This window comes from Massilia sp. CCM 8734 (assembly GCF_011682155.1).
GTDB lineage: Bacteria > Pseudomonadota > Gammaproteobacteria > Burkholderiales > Burkholderiaceae_D > Telluria_A > Telluria_A rubra.
On record NZ_WHJI01000004.1, the window covers coordinates 68,438 to 87,936 of the forward strand.

The following is a 19,499-nucleotide window of genomic DNA, read 5'->3' on the forward strand; positions in this document are numbered from 1 at the left end:
TAGACATTTTCATATTCTGCCTATAAATTAGGTCGGCACTCGTCGCTCAGCAATATATTCGATGACGGCTGCAAAGGTCCCATTTTTCATCCGCTTTCCCAACTCGGGGTCAGGCGCCAGCCTGGGCTTATCTCGTTCGAACTGCATTCGCAAAGAGAGATTTAAATGAAGAAGACTTTTCCCATTGCCGTCATGCTGTTGTCCACCGGCACTGCTGTCGCGCAAGAACCTGCGCCTCAAGCAGCCGCTCCAGACACTTCCGCCCCCGCCGCCAGCAAACCGGACGACATCCAGAGAGTCGTGATCGTTTCCACCGGTAGCCGCGGCTCGCAGCGCACGGTCGTCGATGCCCCGGTTCCGGTCGACATCATCAACACCAAAGACCTGAACAAGACCGGCCAGATTTCGCTCGACAAGGCCCTCGGCATGCGCGTGCCGTCCTTTAACACCGTGCAAACACCCGTCAACGACGCCACCTCCCTGCTCGACCCTTACGAGATCCGCAACATGGGACCGAGCCGTTCGCTGATCCTGATTAACGGCAAGCGCAAGAATTCGAGCGCGTTGATCTACACCCAGACCTCGCCCGGGCGCGGCGAAAGCGGCTCCGACATCTCGGCCATTCCGCAAGACGCGATCAAGCGCATCGAAGTGCTGCGCGACGGCGCCTCGGCCCAATATGGCTCGGACGCGATTTCGGGCGTGGTCAACATCATCCTGAAAGACAATCCCGAAGGCGGCTCGCTGACCGCGCGCGCCGGCGTGACCGGCGAAGGCGATGGCAAAATGGGCGCCCTGAGCCTGAACCACGGCATCCGTCTGTCCGACAAGGGTTTCGTCAACTACACCATCGACGTGTCGAAGGTGGGCCTGGCCGAACGCTCAGGGCTGGTCGACGGACGCGGCGACGCCGCCGACTTCGGCGCCAACCTGCAAAAGGATGTACTGCCATTCTTGGCCCAAACTCCTACCGCCGGCAACATCAACGGCTCGCCCAAAACGCGCGCCAACAAGTTCCTGGTCAACAGCCGTCTCGACATCACCGACGACTTCAACATTTACGGCAACGCGGCCTACGTCAAGAAGCAGGTCGACAGCTTCGCCAACTACCGCACGCCGTACTGGCGCGATACCGACTTCGGCCTGCTGCACGCGAGCGGCACCCCATATACCGGCTACGGACCGCAGTTCATCGGCAAACTGGACGACTACAACGCGACCCTCGGCGCCAAGTTCACCTTGGGCGACTGGAATGCGGACGTCAGCGTGACCATCGGCGGCAACAAGCAAGCCTATGAAGTGCATAACTCGGTCAACCGGGGCATCGAAAACGCGCGCCTCGACGCCATCGCTGCGGGCAAGACCCCCGGCCCGCGCTCGCCGACCAGCTTCGACGCCGGCGGCACGCGCTTTCGCCACACGGTGGTCAACGCCGACGTGTCGCGCCAGCTGACCGAGGCCGTCAACGTGTACGCCGGTACCGAACTGCGCAAGGAAAAGTACGATGTCATCGCCGGCGAATTCGCTTCCTACACGGCCGGCGGCGCCGATTCGTACGCCGGCAACATGCCGGAAAACGCACTCTCGGCCGACCGCAAGAACTACGGCGTGTACGGCGGCAGCATGTTCGACATCAGCAAGCAGTGGCTGGTCGACCTGACCGGGCGCTATGAAAAGTACAGCGACTTCGGCAACGCCACTGTCGGCAAGCTCAGCACCCGCTACAAGGTCAGCGACATGGTCACCTTGCGCGCTTCGCTCTCGAGCGGTTTCCGGGCGCCGTCGCTGCACCAGATTTATACCCAGAAGAAGCAGTACGCGTTCGTGGCCGGTTCGGGCATCCAGGTATCGGGCCTGACCAACAACCAGTCGGCCGAAGCGCGCGCGCTCAACGTGCCGCAACTCAAGGCCGAGAAGTCGAAGAACATCACGCTGGGACTGGGCCTCACGCCCGACGCCAACACCAGCATCACGCTCGACTACTATCACATCGCGCTGAAAGACCGCATCATCCTGGGCAAGGAAATCAAGCCGACCGGCGACCCGGCGCAGGAACTGGACAAGATCCTCGCCGCCGGCGGCGTGGTGTCGCTCAGTTTCTTCGCCAACGCGCTCGACAGCCAGACCTCGGGGATCGACTATGTGGTCAGCCGCAGGAATATTCCGGCCCTGGACGGCAAGCTGGCGGTGAATTTGTCGGGCAACTACACGCTGAAAAACGAGCGTGACGGCGCGATCAACAACCCGGCCGCGATTGCCGCCGCGCGCCAGTCGGTGCTCGACGCAACCCAGGAAGCGCTGATGTTCACCTCGCGCCCGAAGCACAAGACGGTGCTCGGTCTCGATCTCGATTACAGCAAGTTCAACTTCTCGCTCAACAACACCGTGTACGGCCCGACCCAGTTCCGCAATGCCGGCCTGGACGAGAACCTGGAGCTCAAGTTCAAGACCCGCAACGTGACCGACTTCGCCCTCAACTACCAACTGAGCAACAACACCACGCTGTCGTTCAACGTCAACAACCTGTTCGACGTGCTGCCGAAGTGGGAGTTAAAGGCCGTCAACAACACCGCCAAGGGCAGCGAGATCCTCGCCAGCACGGCCAGGGATCCGAAGACCGGCATGACCCCGCGCGAAACCCAGGTCAACCTGATCACGTTTAACGGCCGTTATCCGATCGTGACCTACGATGGCTCGCATTTCAGCCAGTTGGGGCGCATGTTCAATATGTCGCTGAACGTGCGTTTTTGATGCAGTGTTGATGTCGCCAGTGCGGTTTTCCCGCCTTGAAACGGCGCGGGAGAGATGCGCTGGTGACGCGGGCATTCGTGACCGGGCTGGTCGTTTGAATCAAACTGTACCGGCCCGTGAAGTGTAAAGTCGCGTTCGCCGACCCTATAACGCTTCCCTGTCGCTCTGCTCGTGATCCCCGCGCCCGCCTGGCATGAAACCGGATTCGAATCCGGCGAACCTTTCCCGTACACCGGCAAGCGACCGAAGCGCGGGGCGCATGCGGTTCTCCTCCCCGACACGTTCAGCGTCCGGATCAACGTCGGTGCGTTTGCAGGCTCCATCGGAAGGCGTTTGGACTACCTGCGAATGTACGACACGGAAAATTTGTCTCGTTTTCATATGGCATCGAGTCATTGTCCGCGCCACGCGACACCTGAACCTTAGGCAGCCAGGGCCAGGTCGCACCAGTACAAGGCATCGTTGGCACAGGCACCCGCGGGTATCCGCAAGCGGGGTGCTTCGTGCACCGACACGGGCTGTTCATCACCGAGCAAGGACACCATCGCCGGCACGTCGATGCCGTTGATCGCGGCCTGGAAGCGGCGGATCAGCTCGCGGCAGAGTTTTTCGCTGGCCGGCGCTTCCCCCTCATCCTCGCGCAGCCGCCGCCTGGCGCGGGTCAGGTACTGGCGCGCATTGACGGGTGTTGTGCCGAGCGCGGCGGCGATGTCGGCATGCCCGCACTCAAACACCTCATGCAGGACCAGGGCCAGGCGCTCCGATGGCGACAGGCAGGCCAGCAGGCGAGCGAGCGCCTCGCCCAGTTCGGCGCGCCGCAGCAAGCCATCTTCGGGCGGCGCGCAAGCGACGGCGGGCGCCAGTTCCATGGCGCTGTGCGCCGCCGCCGCGTCGCGGGCGCGCTTGCGCAGGCGGTCGATCGACTGGCGCTGCACGACCGTGGTCAGCCAGGCTGCCGGGGTCGCCAGCGCCGCCTGTTCGGCGCCGTGCCACTTGAAAAAACAGTCTTGCACGATGTCCTCGGCTTCCGCCTCGCTGCCGACGATGCGGCAACTGATCGCTTTCAGGCGCGGTCGCAGCTGTTCGAACAGGGCGCCGTCGGTATCGGTCGGGTGCGTCATCGGGAATCTCCTTTATGGACGTTGGCGCCACTTGACGCCCGGCACAGGCCGGGTGTGACACGCCAACAATATATATCTTTGCTGTCACACCGCGCCGGTCCGCAGGCGTCAAGCGGGCACAATCGACTCCGTGATTCGACTCTACCGCAAAAGGACCATGATGACTTCCACTTTTCCACAAGCGCTCGGCCTGGTGCCCACCGTCATAGAACAAACAGGGCGCGGCGAGCGCGCCTTCGACATTTACTCGCGCCTGCTGAAAGAACGCGTGATCTTTTTGGTGGGCGAAGTAAGCGAGCAATCGGCCAACCTGATCGTCGCCCAATTGCTGTTCCTCGAATCGGACAATCCCGACAAGGACATTTCGCTCTACATCAATTCGCCGGGCGGCTCGGTGTATGCCGGCATGGCGGTCTACGACACGATGCAGTTCATCAAACCGGATGTGTCGACGCTGTGCACGGGCTTTGCCGCCAGCATGGGCTCGTTCCTGCTGGCGGCCGGCGCAATCGGCAAGCGCTACGCCCTGCCGAATGCGCGCCTGATGATGCACCAGCCCCATGGCGGATCGCAAGGCGTGGCCGCCGACATCGAGATCCAGGCGCGCGAAGTGCTGTACCTGCGTCACCGCCTCAACACGATCTACGCCGAACGCACAGGGCAAACGCTGGCGCAAATCGAGAAGGATTCGGACCGCGACAATTACATGTCGGCCGACCAGGGCGCGCAATATGGCCTGATCGACCGCGTGCTTGCCACCCGCGACGGTCAGGGCGGCCTGTGACGACCGAACATGCATGATCGGGGAGGCCTGCGCTGCCAGCTGGTGCAATCGTGCGGACGGTAAACCCGGCAATTACTTGTCCAATGGACGCGTGTCATGAAACTGCGTGCACGTTCGGTTGAGTTCGGCACGCAACTCTTCCTCGGTGGGCAAAACGAATCGATATTTGCTGGCGAACAGCTGCTCATTGCCGTTCAACACTGAGTAGCGAACGATTGAAGCATCTTTATCCGTACACAGGATGATGCCCACAGTGGGATTGTCGTCCGGGCCGCGCTTGAGTTCATCGTACATGCGGACATACATGTCGGTTTGGCCGATATCCTGATGACTCAGTTCCCCCCGCTTGAGATCGAAGATGACAAAGCACTTGAGCAAATAGTTATAAAACACCAGGTCGACGTAGAAATCACGGCTCTCGGTGCTGATGCGCTGCTGCCGTGCGACAAAAGCGAAACCCTTGCCCAGTTCGAGCAGGAAGCCCTGAAGCTGATCCATCAACGCATGTTCGAGCTCGCTCTCCAACACGATTCCGCTTGCGGGTAGCCCGAGAAACTCCAGTAAGACCGGATCGCGCAGGAATTCGCGTGGTCCGCCCTTGAGGGCGGCCACTTTTTCGTCGGCCTCCTGCTTGACGGCTGCGCGGTCCTGGCTGGCCAGCAAACGTTCGTAGTACAGCGTGCCGATCTGACGTTCGAGCGCACGCGAACTCCAGTTCTGCTCCGCCGCCTCATGCATGTACCACGCGCGCGCCGTGTCGCTCTCTACCCGCAACAGTGTGCGATAGTGGGTCCAACTCAATTCACGACGCACTGCGTCGTGAATTGGAAATGCCAGGTAAAAGCCGCGCATGTGACGCAAATTGCTCACGTCAAATCCTTTGCCAAACTCCGCCGTCAGCGACTTGGCTAATTCAGGCACCAGGCGCTTCCCATAAGTAGCGCGCGCCACCCCGCCTTGCTCGAACTCGACAATATGCCGGCCCACCTCCCAACAGGTTTGCACCTGAATCATGTCGACGGCTCGCAGCGTGCGCTGCCGGGAAAGGCGGATCAGTTCGCCAATTGCGGATAACAATTCAGGAAGATCACGTTCTGCGCCGGAAAGCAGGGTTGATTTGCTCATGTCGTGGATGCTCCAGGAGATATGCCGCTAAACGGGTACTGGTCTGATGTTGGACACCTTGACGCAGCTTTTGTTCCATTAGTGCGCTCTTGAGATGGCGCGCGAGACTCCATGCCCGGATCGACTGTTCAAGAAACACAGCGACGCGAACGACGGCCCGGCGCGCCAGCCGCCGGCCGCCGCAAGCCCTTTAGCGCGGCGCCGCGATCCGCACGACAAATCGGCAACCGCGCCCGCCCGGTCCCGGCTCGAGTGCGACCGTGCCGTTCATGCGCAAGGCGGCCTGCCTGACGATCGCCAGGCCGAGGCCCGAGCCGGTCGTATCCTGCGACCTGGCGCGGTAAAAGCGCTCGAACACATGCGCCAGGTCGGCCTGTGCAATCCCCGGCCCGTCATCGGCCACGGCGAGCGTCAGGCAGCCGTCTTCCCGATCCAGTCCGACGACCACATTCGCGCCCGCACCCGCATAGCGCAGCGCGTTATCGAGCAGGTTGTCCAGGATCGATTGAAACGCCTGCACTTCCAGTGTGAACGGCAAGCGCTCGGGCGCTTCCAGGGCCAGTTCGATGTCCTTGTCCATCGCCGCCTGCGCCGCCCGCGCCAGGTGATGCCGCACCAGATGGGCCACGTCGATGATGGCGGTCTCGCCCTGGCGCGCGCCGTCCACCCGCGCCAGCGCCAGCAACTGCCCAATCAGGTGCGATGCGCGCGCGATTGCATGATCGAGATGGCGCTGCGCCTCGCGCCGCCCCTCGGGGTCGGGCTCGAAGGCCAGCACGTGGGCCTGGGCGGAAATGACCGCCATCGGCGTGCGCAATTCATGCGCGGCGTCCTGCACAAAGCCATGTTCGCGCGCGATCTTTTCGCGCAGCTGCGCAAGGAAACGGTCCAGCGCGCCCGCCAGCGGCTTGAGTTCCACATACGCCGGATCGACGCCGGTGGGCGACATGTCGTCGGTGCCGCGCGCGGCAATCAGTTCACTCAGTTGCCGCAGCGGGCGCATGCCGCGCGACACCGCGATCCAGACCGGCAGCAGGAAGCACGGGAACGCAATGAGCAGGTAAGCGACCAGGTCGCGCCCGAGCGTCAGCAGCAAAAAGGTATCGTCCACCCGCGACACGGCAAGCGCCACCGACCAGCGCCCTGCCCCGCCCTTGAACACCCGGAACGTGCGGCCATTGACCAGGGTCGTGGTCAGCGCGCGCGTGTCGCCGGCGAGGCGCGCGGAACCGGCTGCGGGCGACAGGTACAGGCGCGTTCCATCCTGGTCGGCCAGTTCGATCAACATCACGACGGGAATGTCGTTGGCGCGGTAAAGCAGGTCGATTTGTTCCGACGTGGCGGCGGCGACGGCGCGCGCTTCTCCCGCATTGTCGAGCCGCGCCAGCGATGCGACCAGTCCCCGCCCCACATCCTCGACGCCCTTGTCTTCCGCTGCCTGGTCGTTGGCGCTGACGTACATCACCGCCAACAACAATAGCCAGGCGATCGCAAACGCCATCAACAACGACAGGACCACGCGCCTGACCAGCGTGGGGCGCAAAAAATTCAGCACGGGACGAGCATGTAACCAACGCCGCGCACGGTGCGAATCCGGTGGCCGCCGATCTTGCCGCGCAGGTTAAAGACATGCACATCGATCGCGCCGAAGTTGACCGGCTCGCCGAGCGGCTCGAGGCGCTCGGACAGGGCGCTTTTCGACACCACGACGCCCGCTTCGCGCGCCAGTTCGAGCAGCAGCTGGAATTCGCGGCGCGACAGGTCGACGGGACTTCCCGCCAACCGCGCCAGATGTGCCTTCGGCTCGATTTCCAGCTCGCCGATGGTCCACACTTGCCTGGACTGCTGCGCATAACGCCGCAGCACGGCGCGCATGCGCGAGGCCAGTTCCACCGTGGCGAACGGCTTGACGATGAAATCGTCCGCACCGCCGTCGAGCCCCGCCAAGCGCTCTTCCAATGCGGCGCGCGCGGTCATGATGATGACGGGGATGGCGACGCCCTCGCCGCGCCAGCGGGTCAGCAGCGCTTGCCCGTCGCCGTCCGGCAGCGACAGGTCGAGCAGGATGCAGGCGTAATGGAGGCCCTCGAAGGTGCGCGGCGCGTCACCGGCGCGGCGCAGCCACTCGCTGCTGAAGCCTTCCAGCTTGAGCGCCTTTTGCAGGGCTCGACCGAGGTCGAGATCGTCTTCAATGATAAGTATGTGCATTGCCCATTATAGGTGCGCCAATCTTAAGAATTGGAAAAGACTGCGCTTGCAATAATGGCGCCTTCTGATGATCTGACGAAGGAATCGCATGACCTTGTTATCGTATCTACCCGCAGTAACGCAGTCGGTGTCGGGCGTCGCCATGCTCGCCATGCTGGCCGGATGTGGCGGCGGCGCCAACGATCCGGCCGCGAACGCCGGCAAGTCGCTCGTCTGCGTCGCGCAGCATCCCGGCGCATCGGTGCCCGAACTGCTGGCCTGCAGCGCCGACCTGAATGGCAGGATCGACGCCGCCATGAAGCCCTTCATGGCCGCCAACGGCATCAGCGCGGCGACGGTGGCCGTCGCCAGGGATGGCGTCATGCTGGCCGAGCGTGGCTACGGGCACCGCGACAGCGCCCGCCAGCTTCCCCTGCCGGCCGACGCCATGTTCATCACCGCCAGCATCGTCAAGCCGGTCACCGCCGCGGCGATCCAGACCCTGGCGCGCGAGGGCGCACTGGCGCTCACCGACCATGTGTTTTGCAGCGGGACCAACGCACCATGCTGGCTGGCGCCCGCGCTGCTGGCGGCCGCGCCGGATGGCCGGATGGCCTCGATCACGGTCGCGCAACTGCTGGAACATCAAGGCGGCTGGGATGCCGCCATCAGCGGCGACCCGATGGTGTCCGAGTTCGACATCGGGCAGTCGCTCGGCTTGCGCGCGCCGCCGCAACAGGACGACATCATCCGCTTCGTCCTGCGCGGGCAGCTCGATTTCGCCCCCGGCACACGCACCGCGTATTCGAATTTTGGCTATCTGTTACTGGGCCGTATCATCGAAAAGGCGTCCGGGGTGGGCTACATACCGTATGTTCAAGACAAGATCATGGGGCCGCTCGGTGTGCAGAAGGCCGACTTCGAGGGCATGCGCTCCTTGCTGCGCGACCGCCATCCGCGCGAACCGGATTACATCACGACGGTGACGGCGCCGAGCGTCTTCGTCCCCGGCACCACCGTGCTGGCGCTCGACGGCGCCATCCGCGCCGATAACTGGTTTGCGACCGGTTCGACCATCACCACCGCCAGGGCGATGGCGCTGTTCGCGGCCCACTACCGCATTCCGGACGGGGTGCCGCTGGCCGGCGCGAAAAACAATGGCGGCTTCAGCGGCGCCGATCCCGGCGTGGCAACCGTGCTGCGCCAACTGCCGTCGGGGGTCAGCTACGCCGTCATGATGAACAAGCTGGACGAGGCCAATCCCTCGGGCGAGGCCTCGTACCAGATGCAGGCGCTGCGGCGGATCGAGGCGGTCCTCACGGACGCGGGCCTGTAGATAAGCGATACGCGCCTGCCAGGCAGTCTGCGCGGCAGACAGTTCCCGCGCGATATCGGCCTGGCGTTGGCGATCTTCAAGGCGCGCACGGGCTGCGCGGATGACGGCAAGGCGGTCCTCCCGCCTTGCGATCTGTGCCTGGATGTCGAGTTCCGGCGCGTTCTTTTCGGCCGCATCCGCCGGCCTGGCCAGCAACGCGTCGACTTGCTCCTTTCGTTCACGCTCCGCCTTTTGCATGCGATCATAGCTCATCGCCTGGCACGGCGTCATGTCATCCCGGAATGATGTTGAGCCTCATGAATCGATCTGCTTTTTCTTCGAGCTTGACGTACATTTGTTCCAGTTCAGTGCGGCGGGTACCGTTGCGCCGTGCCAGCAAGCGACCATCCGGGTCGGCCACGCTTATCCGCGGATACTCCGGGCGGTCCTGCACGTCGCTGAAACCCGGGTTGTTCGCATTCTGCCTGAAGAAAGCCAGTGCTTGTGTTTCCCACATACCTGGCCGCGCGTGGGGGAATCGAATCAGATGTTGCAATATGCGGTCCCAGTCGAGTCCGGTTCCTGTGTCGGGGTTGTCGTTGATCTCCTTGAGCATCAGCTGAACGACGCTGAGCGAGGCATACTTTCCCAGAACCTCGGCGTCTTCGTGCAGTGGCTGGCTCTTCGGCGTATCTTTGGCGAGCAGCGTATGCGTTCCGATCGATTCGCTGGAGGCGCCATTGTCGGTGCGTTCATCGAACACATTACCTTCGTTTGGTTTACCCATGTGTTCAGCGTCGAGGCGGGCGGAATGGCGGCGGCTGTCATTCAACTCTCCTTGCGCTTCAGCAAGGAACTGGATAAGAAATCCACCGCACCCCGGTGTTCGACTATGCATGGCCTCCACGCCCTTGTCGATCGAAAATGCGCGACGGAAGGCGTCGGCCGCCTGCTGATTCAGAAAGCCCGCCGCCTGAAAAAGTGCAATGTTGTTCTCGTAAACCCCCGAGTTGATCTGTTCAATATGCCGCACGAGCTGGCCTTGAAGATAATCGTTATCGTCATCCATCCGGGTGCGCTCATCCTTGTTCAAGAGCGTACGAACGAGCACCAGATCACTGTCGCGGAGCGGTCCGGAACCTGGCACGCCAAGGGCCGCGCGCAGCGGCGGCGGCACCTCCTTTGCAAGACGATCGAAGCCTGCGAGTAACGCTTCCAAGTTCTCGAGGGCGCCGGCCATGGTATGGAACATGTCTTTGTTCTCGAAACCGCCGGGATAGGTGAGATCGAGGCTGGGCAAGGACCCGGCGTCGCTCAGGCGATTCGGGGGCACGTACAGCGGATAGCGAAGCCGCCGCATGAGCCTGCGACGCCAACGCGTGTGGCCACCCGCTTCGGGGTCGGCGCCGATGGCAGCGGAATCGTACCCGGTGTAGCCCGGATAGTGTTGGTAGGAGCGCAGCGCCTCGCGGGCGAACCTGGCTTTAAAGACATCCTCAGCTTCCGCCGAGGAATACTTGCGGCGTTCCGCATTCCACAGGTGCAGTTCGGTATAGTTGGAATGAAAGAAGTAGTCCTCGACGACGTGCAGCAGCTTACCGAAAGAAACAAGGAGGTCGTGGCGCTCAGGACTGGTCTTCGATGCACTGCGTTTCTCTTTCCAGGCCAGTTCCAGCTTGCTTAAGTCTTCCGACAAAAACCGCAGGTACTCCTCGACAAATCCGATCACACCGCGCGGGCCTCTCCGGTACATCCGGTTGAACACCCGCTGTTCGCCATGCATGACGTAAGGCGGGTAGTCACAGTGTTCGTGAGGGTAGTACTGTGTGAAAAAGCGGCGAAAGACCCGATCCACCTCGGCCGCCGGTATCAGCGGCGTGTCCTGGAACTGCGCTGGCAGCATCGAACGCACCGTTTCCCTCTTCGGAATATCGTCGGCAAAGATGACATGGCTGATGCCGAGGATGACGTTTTCAAAATAGGCGGCGAGCTTGCCGTAACGCTTGTCTGGCGGTTCATGTTCCCCCATGAGTTGATTGAGCCACTCGTCGACATCCGCAATGTCGAGAATCACATCGGTGAGAATGCTGATGATCGGAATCGATGACAAAACGGAGAGAAACCAGTTGGAGCGTGTCGCCTTCCCCCAGATAGTACGCTTGGCCAACATATGCGCAAACGGATCGCGGAACTGGGAAACATCGGTCAGAAAGTTTCCCAGCTCCACGTAAATGTATTCTTCGTCCGGGCGCAATGAACCGATCTTGTCAACCGTGTTTCGGTACACCTCAGCATGTCGCAGGATCTCGCCCATGACGACTCCTTATATCGGTTTCAGGTCTTTGTAAAGTCAGGCAGTTCAGCCCCGGGCTGCAGCCACACCAGCGTGGTCGGCAAGACCACCTTCCACGGATCGCCTTCCGCCACCGCGCCACCGAGATCGTCCTGCTGCGCCTTCAGTTCTTCGTACAGCGCGATGTAGAGGGGATCGTCAACGACCGGTGGATCGCCGCCATTCCACAGTTCGCCAGTCTGCAAGTAGTAAAGGATCGCATCGTTGTAGGCGGGATGCACCGGTATGACTACCCGGGCCGAACCCGCCTGCAGGAATCGCGTGAACAGCGGGTCGTTGTCGAATGTGGTCGAGAGCGTTGCCCAATTTTGCTTGCGGCCCCAGAAGTACGGGTAGAACAGATAGGTCATCTGCTCCCACTCAAACGCCTGCTCGAAGAATTGAATGAACCGGCCTTCTTCGGCGGCGTCCGGGAGGTCGATCTCGGGCGGGCTGCCGCTCATCGAATTGAAGTTCTGGAACCGTTCACCGGTCAGCGTGGTAATGCAGTGCTTCTTCATCTCGGTACGTTCGATCTCACGGTTGATGCCCGGATTCTGACCGGTGATGACGACACCACGACGGGCCTCGGCGGCACGCAGTTTGTCCTCGTACTGCGCAACGGCGGCTTGATACGCGGCCATGATCTTCTCGAACGTCTTGATCTGCCATTCCTCGTATGCGCGGTCGGTGCGCTGGCAGTAGACCTCCACGGTGGCGACGTAAGCAGCCACGTTAAAGGTCTGGATCGCCACCGGCACGACCATGTCTTCACGGTTGAGCGTGCCTTTGAAATCCGAATCAGTGCCGACAATGAAGTTAAAACTATGGCCGGCCCATACGCTCCCCCTCCACAGCCCCCACCAATTCCGTGCGACATAGCCGTCAGGCACCACCAGATCGCGACTCGACTTCGACGTCGTTTGGTTTGGCTGTATGCCGGACTGATCGAAAGGCATGCTCAGAATGCGGGAGGCGGGAGGCGGCGGCGTCACGCCCTGAACGCGGTAGTCGCGGATGTAGTTCTGGTAGCTCGACTCGGTAATGTCCTTGTGCGTGAGCTTGCCGAGCGCTTTAGGCTCCTCGAGGTTGATCTTTTTGGCCGGATTGTTGCCCTGCGCATAGATGAAGAAGGCGGCGGGCTCGGGCACGATGAACTCGAACATCATGCGCTTGCCATAATTGAAGATCTGCGCCTTGAAGTGCTTGTCCACCCAGCGGTAAACCCCGCTGATGTGGCCCGCTCCCGCCACATTGTTCAAGCCGTGCGTGTTGATCTCCTCGATCTCATGAATGGTCTTTGTAATGCGTTCCTCGCGGGTCTTCTTCTGGATGCGCGTCACCGAGCGGTCGACGACATCACGGGCAAAGTTCGACGCGGTCCGGCTGGTGTCCGTGGTCGACTGGCTGTACGCGAAATTGGCATACGCGCCGAATTCGACCGGACCGTAGGAGGCGCTGACAGTGATGCCCGCATCGATGCTCATATCTGTCTGAATGGTTTTTTCCGATTCTTTCTTCAACTCGAAGCGGTCGGTGGTCTGGGTGTCCCGCTCGGTTTCCTCGGCGCTCTCACGGGCGATGGTGACGATCTCTTCGGATCGGTCGAAACGACGATGTTTGCGCTCCTTCGATTCGCCTTGCAGCACGTTCTCGATGTGCGCCGCCTCGCCCGCGACGTACCGCTCAAGCGTCTGCTTGACGACCTTCAGATCGCCGATGCCGAGCGGCCGGATGCGTGGTTTGAGGAACCAGGGAAACGGAAACGGGCTTGGCATCCCAGCCAGGCCAAGCGTTGGCTGAAACCGGTTCCTTTCCTTAAGCGTGATGGCGGCTGGCAAAGACATCGCCTCGCTGGGCATGAGCTCCGCCAGTCGCGGATCGTTGATGGCAAACAACTGATCAGTGACGAATGCCAAGTCCCGGTGAATTCGATCCAGTGCCTCAGGCTTGGCGAAGCGCCCTGGTTCCTGGCTGGCCACATCAATGGCGGCGCGCGCGGCGACGCCCAGGGCATCGATATCGGCCCGGGCAAACGTGGCGGAGCGGCGCAGCGAGACATTGAAAAGCTGTCCGGCACGCTGCTGCGCCGGGTCCGCACCCGAACCGTCCTCCTGGACGGGACTATGCGTGATCGCTTCCGGTTCGCTTTGCTCCACCACGATCGTTGGCTGCAAGCGGTCAATCTCCTCGGCAGCTTTGTTCAACTCGACGTATTGAGCCCACAGCCCGGCCAGTCGCCCGCGTTCAATCTCGTCTCGCCTCGCTTGCTCCTGATCCCGCGCGCGCGCGGCGGGCTTCGCCGGTGCGATCCGTACAAGCGTGTCCGGCAGGAGCACGATCGTGTGGAGCGCGTCCCGAAGATCGTCCACTGTCTCGAACTTCTCGCAGTTTGCCAGCAAGTCGACAACGTGGAGAGCACGCAGTCCATCCATGATTTCTTCGAGGTTGACCGGCGCCTCGCGATTGAGCAGATAGAACGCGTGCAGGCGATCCCACAAGTCCTGGCGCGCCGACTCGGTCTGGACGAGTTTATCCGGAGAAGCATCAAGTATCTCTTTCATTGCATCGAGAAAGCCTTGAGGAGAGAAATCGCGCAATTGCTCGTCAAGAAGCTGGAGCACGGCCCCGATGACGACCAGCCTGTCGTCACGGTGGATGTCGGGCGTCCACTGCATTTGTGTGACAAGCTCCTTCACCCGGGGCAGGATTTGTCCGATGTCGGCATGCTCGCCGCTGTCGCGGATGATCTTGCCGACCGGCGTGTCGGCCAGCGGTCGCGGGTCGACGATGCGGCGCGGTTTGCCACTCTCTGACGTTCGCTCCTTCACCTTTGCCGGTGGACGCAAAGCAAGAAACTTGAAGACATCGTTTTGAACAGGTATTTCAGCCATTTTGTTGCCTCTTCGTTTTTATGGACATCACTGCGACGTAGTTGGACAGGGCGATCCGGCATGCCGTTGGTTGGCTGATGAGCATGCGATTGCCCTCGCAGGCAAGCTGCCACGCCTGATATCGCCAACCCTGGCCAAATTTCCAAATAAGAAAAATCCATGGAAGGCAGCAGTTGAGGATGCCTGCCAATAGACACATGCTAGTGCTGACCGATTGGCCAGGCTTGTCAGGTATCAAAGATCCTCCGATGCGCACATGTGGTCCACATGCTGTCTGTGGCCCGCGTGGCGGCGCCCATTGGCAACGCTGGCAGCCCATCATTTCGAAGCGGCCTTGGAACCCAATGAGGTATATGTCGAAATTCAATCATTAAGCATGGATCGCGTCTGCGGCGGCTGCGCCATCAAGCCCGCCGCACCCGGCACCACCTCGATGGAACGCCAACCAGAGCAAGCCGAAGGCGAATGGATACAGCAGGTGCGACAAAGGCGTGCGGGGAACGGTCACTTGCGGGACGGCGGCATGGGTGAAGTCCGCCAGTCCCAGGCGACCGGGCGGGTGCGCCTGGGCAAAGAACGCCTCGCGCTCCTGCCTTCATCGGGGCTCCAACGGCGTACCTGGCGCTGTAGTGCGCGCAGCGGAGTTGTCGTACCGCCCTCGATAGTGCCTCTGGATTTTCTCCCGCAAGGTTGTTGCGGTCAAACCTGGCGCCGACGCCGGCATTCGCATCGGTTCGCTTTCTCATGCGAAGACGCGCGCATGGACTGCGCCGCCTATGGAAGCTAAAAATTACAAGAATGTATGCGCACTTACTTAGCCGGCGCTGCGCTGGTAAAACCCTTCCAGCTCGCTGCTGACCAGCGCCTGCCCGTGCTCGATCACGTAATCCTGGAAGGCCGCCGCCACCTTCGGGATCGGCTGGCCGGCCAGGTGCATCACCTGCCAGTCGGCGTCGACCGGATTGCCCTTGAGCGGCAGCATGCGCAGCAAGCCCGACTTGAATTCGAGCGCGCACGCGTGCACCGATAAGAAGCCCACTCCCAGCCCGGCCGACACCATGCGCTTGATCGCCTCGTTGGACGAGACTTCGGAACCAAAATTGAGCGCGTGCCCGCCCTCCTTGAACAGGCGCTCGACGGCGGTGCGGGTACCCGAACCGCGTTCGCGCACCAGCAGGTTGGCGCCCACCACATCGGCCAGGGTCAGTTTGCGCTTCTTCATCAAGGGATGCGCGGCGCTGGCCACGAAACCCATCGGATGACGCGCAAAGCGCGCCGCGTTGGTGCGCAGTTCGCGCGGCGGCGTGCCCATGATGGCCACGTCGATCTCCTGGCGCGCCAGCATGTTGACGATTTCGACCCGGTTGCCCACCTGGAGCTTGAGGCGCACGTCGGGCCGCTCGAGCGTAAACGGCACCAGCAGCGGCGGCAGCAAATGCTCGGCCGTAGTGACCGCGCCGATGCGCAGCGTGCCGCTGGTGACGCCATGCAGCGCCGCCAGCTCGTCGCCGGCATGCTCCCACAGGCGCAGGATGCGCTCGGCGAAGTCCGCCATCACCTCGCCGGCCGCCGTCAGTTGAATGCCGCGCCCGTCCTTGCGCGTGAGCGCGACGCCAGTGATGTTTTCCAGCGTGCGCAGTTGCAGCGATACCGCCGGCTGCGTCACGTGCATGGCCTCCGCCGCCTTTGACACGCTCTCGTGGCGGGCCACGAGGACCAGGGACTGGAGCTGGCGAAAGCTGGCGTGATACATAAGCTATTCCCTATCGATTGGTCAATTGCGCGACAAACCCTGTGCGGCCACGCCATGATAAACCAGTTGGCGCGGCCCGGACTCAGAACGCGTAGTTCACCGTTACCGCCAGCAGCGGCGACGTCTTGCGCTTGGCCAGCGGACTGTCGGCGGCGTCTCCCAGCAGGCTGACCACGCCGACCATCGAGTTGACCGACCAATGCTTGCCGAACTTGCGCTGCGCGTTCAGCCCCAGGTTCACGTGCGAGAAACCGGCCTTGGTGGTGTAGCTCTTGTAGCCGGACGTCAGGCTCTGGGCCGCGGTTACGCCATAGAACGCCTGCATGTTCTTTTTGTCGCTGTAGGTAGCCGACGCGAACATCCCCAGTTGGTAAATGTCGTTCTTGAACAACGGTGCCTGCGCACCCAATTCATACGTATTGCCACGTTCGCGGTGGGACAAGGCCATCATGGCGCGCAAACCGACGCCAATGCCGCCGTCGAACTCATAGCCGACCCCGAATGCGCCAATCGCCGACGCCTTGATTTCGCCCATGCCCTTGAGCGCATCGGAGCCTTTGGAGATCCCGTGATCGCGTTCGCTGCGGCTGCCCGCAACGCCCAGGGCGCCGCTCAGGGAAACCTGGCCGACCGTGGTCTTGTAACCAATGCCGCTCGAGGTGCTGGCGAAAAATCCGCTGGCGTGCTGATAGTCGGCCACGATCACCGGCACCGCGCGGCGCTTGTCGCCGCCCAGGTATTCGGGCACCACGGCGACACCCAGCCCCACGGTCATGGTCGACTCGCCAGCCGGGGTCTCGGCCACCAGTTTTTGGGCGTGAACGGCGGGTGCGAGAGCGCTGAGCAGGAAAATGGCGGCGGCGGATAAACGTGACATGTGATGGTCCTTGAGAGTGAAATTAGGTGGCGTTTGCTCGGAATGTTGAAACGACGGGCCGGAGTGTCGCAACGATTCCGGCGCAGCACCATCGAATCCTCCCGCGTACCGGAAACCGGTCTGTAACGTAGCGTCAAAGGATACTTTCGGCCACGGCAGGCGATACCGGCGGCGCACCTGTCCATACATATGTATTAGCCCAGGCTTATGAATATGGATGGATCTCTGATTTTTCTTTTGTGTCGCATCACTCTATATTGACAGCTGGTCAACGCCCTTTCACATCGCGACACCTACAGGAGGAGACACTATGGAAACCATCGTCATCGTCGGCGGCGGCGCCGGAGGACTGGAGCTGGCGACCCGGCTCGGCAACAGCGCGGCGAAAACCGGGCGCGCGCGCGTCGTGCTGGTCGACCGCTGGCCGACCCATTTCTGGAAGCCCCTGCTGCACACGGTCGCCTCGGGCAAGCACGATCCGCAAGTGATGGCGATCGACTATGCCGCCCAGGCGGCCGAACATGGCTTCGAGTTTGCGCGCGGCGAAGTGTTGGGCGTGGACCGCGAGGCGCGCCGGGTGGCGCTGGCGCCGTGGATCGCCGACGACGGCGCCGAAGTGCTGCCGGCGCGCTCGATCGGCTACGACAAACTGGTGCTGGCACTGGGATCGGTGACCAACTTCTTCGGCGTGCCCGGCGCCGAACAGCACGTGCTGACCCTGGACGACGTGGCGCAGGCCGAAACGTTCCGCCAGCGCTTCATCGACGGCTGCATCCAGGCCAGCGCGCGCCAGGCGGCCGGCGCGCCCAACCCCGGCATCGACATCGTGATCGTCGGCGGCGGCGCCACCGGGGTGGAACTGGCGGCCGAATTGAGCCACAGCGCACGCGCGCTGGCCAGGTACAACGTGCATGCGATGGACCCGGTGCGGCATGTACGCATCCGCATCCTGGAACGCGGCCCGCTGCTGCTGCCGCATCTGCACCAGCGCCTGTCCAAGCGCGCCGCGCGCCACCTGCGCGCGCTGGGCATCAAGGTACTGCTCGATACCGCCGTGGCGCGGGTCGACGCCGGCGCGGTCATCGACACGGAAGGCTGCACCTATCCGTCGGCGATCACCTTGTGGGCCGCCGGCGTGGAAGCGCCAGCGCTGTGCGCCACGCTCGGCCTGGGCACCAATGGCCTGCGCCAGATCGCGGTGGGGCCGTCGCTTCAGGCGCTGGACGATGCCAACGTGTATGCGATCGGCGACTGCGCCAATGTGGGCTGCCCGATCCTCGGCAAGGTGCCGCCGCGCGCGCAGGCGGCACACCAGCAAGCCTTGTACCTGGCGCAGGTGCTGGGCCAGGCGTCGCCCGTGAGCGCGCCGTTTGCCTACCGCGACTACGGCTCGCTGGTGTCGCTCGGGCCACTGGCGGCGGTGGGCGTGCTCACGCACTCGTCGGGACGAAAATATGCGGTCGGCGGCGCGCTGGCGCGGGTACTGTATAGCCTGATGTACCGCAAGCACCAGGTGGCGCTGCACGGCGTGGTGCGCATGTCGGCGCAGACGGTGGCCGACTGGATTCGCGAGAAGCTCTCGCCGTCGGTCAGGCTGCACTGAGCGGGAGCGGCGCCGTCGGTGCCTCGCGCGTGCGTTTCCGGCCACAAGAGGCCCGATTTTTTCGCTATGTGCCACCCGCACCCGCGTTGTCATGGTAGCATCTTTTTAGATGACAATTGCGGAGGCGACGATGGCAAACAGGCTGATTGGACCGGTGGCTGCACTGTTGGTGGCAACGCTGATGTGCGGCTGCGACACGATGACGCCCGACGAGTGCAAGTTGGCCAACTGGAGCGACATCGGCATGCGCGACGGCCTGGCCGGGAAGACCATGTCCACGCTCAACGAGCACGCCAAGTCCTGCTCCAAGGCCGGCACCGCGGTCGATTCGGCCAGCTACATCGCGGGCCGGGAACGCGGCCTGCACACCTTTTGCCGGCTTGAGAACGCGGCGCCCCTTGGCCTGAACGGCAGCGCGTATGCCGGAGTATGCCCGGCGCCGCTCGACTTCGAATTTCGTCGCCGCCATGAAGCCGGCTACGCCGTGTACGCCCTGCGCAGCCAGGTCAGCGGCTTGGACAGCCGCAGCGAGCGTTTGCAGCGCCGCCTGCGCGACGCCGACAAGGACGAATCGAAGCAACTGGCGGCCAGCGACAAGGACGATGCGCGCAAGCGCATTCGCAAGGAGTTCGACGAGCGCCGGCGCGATATACGCAACGAATTGCGCGATATCGACCGCGGCATGCAAAGCACGCGCGACGCCTTGCGCTCGGCCGAGTACGTGCTCGACAACCTGCGCTGAGAAGATCACGCGGCG

The 19,499-nt window shown here is 62.6% G+C and carries 13 protein-coding genes and 1 pseudogene; 5 read left to right on the forward strand and 9 right to left on the reverse strand.

Translation table 11 applies throughout. The features are described from left to right. The first annotated feature begins 165 nt into the window (after nucleotides 1-165). Nucleotides 166-2,751, forward strand: coding sequence for a TonB-dependent siderophore receptor (locus F2P46_RS05405; protein ID WP_166885965.1), 2,586 nt, complete (start codon nucleotides 166-168; stop codon nucleotides 2,749-2,751). A 422-nt stretch (nucleotides 2,752-3,173) separates the two neighbouring features. Here F2P46_RS05405 and F2P46_RS05410 read toward each other — a convergent pair whose 3' ends face one another. Beyond that, complete coding sequence (locus F2P46_RS05410; RefSeq protein WP_166885966.1) at nucleotides 3,174-3,872, reverse strand: sigma-70 family RNA polymerase sigma factor; 699 nt, start codon at nucleotides 3,870-3,872, stop codon at nucleotides 3,174-3,176. A gap of 160 nt (nucleotides 3,873-4,032) precedes the next feature. On the opposite strand from F2P46_RS05410, the gene clpP reads away from it, so the two are divergent. Next, nucleotides 4,033-4,656, forward strand: a complete 624-nt coding sequence (gene clpP / locus F2P46_RS05415; protein ID WP_166886337.1) for an ATP-dependent Clp endopeptidase proteolytic subunit ClpP — start codon at nucleotides 4,033-4,035, stop codon at nucleotides 4,654-4,656. A 72-nt stretch (nucleotides 4,657-4,728) separates the two neighbouring features. On the opposite strand, the gene F2P46_RS05420 is transcribed toward clpP, so the two are convergent. The 3 genes from F2P46_RS05420 to F2P46_RS05430 all read right to left on the reverse strand — a co-directional run bounded on the left by F2P46_RS05420 (nucleotide 4,729) and on the right by F2P46_RS05430 (nucleotide 7,989). Continuing rightward, on the reverse strand, nucleotides 4,729-5,781 hold the full coding sequence (locus tag F2P46_RS05420) for a YhcG family protein (RefSeq protein WP_166885968.1): 1,053 nt from the start codon (nucleotides 5,779-5,781) through the stop codon (nucleotides 4,729-4,731). Nucleotides 5,782-5,971: 190 nt separating this feature from the next. After that, the gene (locus tag F2P46_RS05425; RefSeq protein ID WP_166885970.1) at nucleotides 5,972-7,336 is read right to left on the reverse strand and encodes a HAMP domain-containing sensor histidine kinase; all 1,365 of its coding nucleotides are present in this window, start codon (nucleotides 7,334-7,336) and stop codon (nucleotides 5,972-5,974) included. Continuing rightward, nucleotides 7,330-7,989 carry a response regulator gene (locus tag F2P46_RS05430; RefSeq protein ID WP_166885972.1) on the reverse strand — a complete coding sequence of 220 codons (660 nt, stop codon included), beginning with the start codon at nucleotides 7,987-7,989 and terminating at the stop codon, nucleotides 7,330-7,332. The genes F2P46_RS05425 and F2P46_RS05430 overlap by 7 nt, the downstream gene beginning before the upstream one ends. An 88-nt stretch (nucleotides 7,990-8,077) precedes the next feature. On the opposite strand from F2P46_RS05430, the gene F2P46_RS05435 reads away from it, so the two are divergent. Then, nucleotides 8,078-9,304 (forward strand): serine hydrolase, encoded by a 1,227-nt coding sequence (locus F2P46_RS05435; protein ID WP_166885974.1) that lies wholly within the window; start codon nucleotides 8,078-8,080, stop codon nucleotides 9,302-9,304. 54 nt (nucleotides 9,305-9,358) lie between these two features. Here the strand turns inward: F2P46_RS05435 and F2P46_RS37495 are convergent. The 5 genes and pseudogenes from F2P46_RS37495 to F2P46_RS05455 form a co-directional block, all read right to left on the reverse strand. Further along, nucleotides 9,359-9,562: pseudogene (locus F2P46_RS37495) on the reverse strand (IS5/IS1182 family transposase); the annotation flags it as partial. Between the two features lie 13 nt (nucleotides 9,563-9,575). Then, complete coding sequence (locus F2P46_RS05440; RefSeq protein WP_166885975.1) at nucleotides 9,576-11,597, reverse strand: hypothetical protein; 2,022 nt, start codon at nucleotides 11,595-11,597, stop codon at nucleotides 9,576-9,578. A 20-nt stretch (nucleotides 11,598-11,617) separates the two neighbouring features. Beyond that, nucleotides 11,618-14,509, reverse strand: a complete 2,892-nt coding sequence (locus F2P46_RS05445) for a hypothetical protein (RefSeq protein WP_166885977.1) — start codon at nucleotides 14,507-14,509, stop codon at nucleotides 11,618-11,620. 814 nt (nucleotides 14,510-15,323) lie between these two features. Next, a complete protein-coding gene (locus F2P46_RS05450; protein WP_166885979.1) occupies nucleotides 15,324-16,262 on the reverse strand; it encodes a LysR family transcriptional regulator in 939 nt (312 codons plus the stop codon). An 82-nt stretch (nucleotides 16,263-16,344) separates the two neighbouring features. Continuing rightward, nucleotides 16,345-17,139 (reverse strand): MipA/OmpV family protein, encoded by a 795-nt coding sequence (locus tag F2P46_RS05455; RefSeq protein ID WP_166885981.1) that lies wholly within the window; start codon nucleotides 17,137-17,139, stop codon nucleotides 16,345-16,347. A gap of 310 nt (nucleotides 17,140-17,449) precedes the next feature. Here F2P46_RS05455 and F2P46_RS05460 point away from each other — a divergent pair, with 310 nt between their 5' ends. Together F2P46_RS05460 and F2P46_RS05465 are read left to right on the forward strand one after the other, a co-directional pair. Then, complete coding sequence (locus F2P46_RS05460) at nucleotides 17,450-18,742, forward strand: NAD(P)/FAD-dependent oxidoreductase (protein ID WP_166885983.1); 1,293 nt, start codon at nucleotides 17,450-17,452, stop codon at nucleotides 18,740-18,742. Nucleotides 18,743-18,872: 130 nt separating this feature from the next. Then, nucleotides 18,873-19,484, forward strand: coding sequence for a DUF2799 domain-containing protein (locus tag F2P46_RS05465; RefSeq protein ID WP_166885986.1), 612 nt, complete (start codon nucleotides 18,873-18,875; stop codon nucleotides 19,482-19,484). The last annotated feature ends 15 nt before the right edge of the window (nucleotides 19,485-19,499 follow it).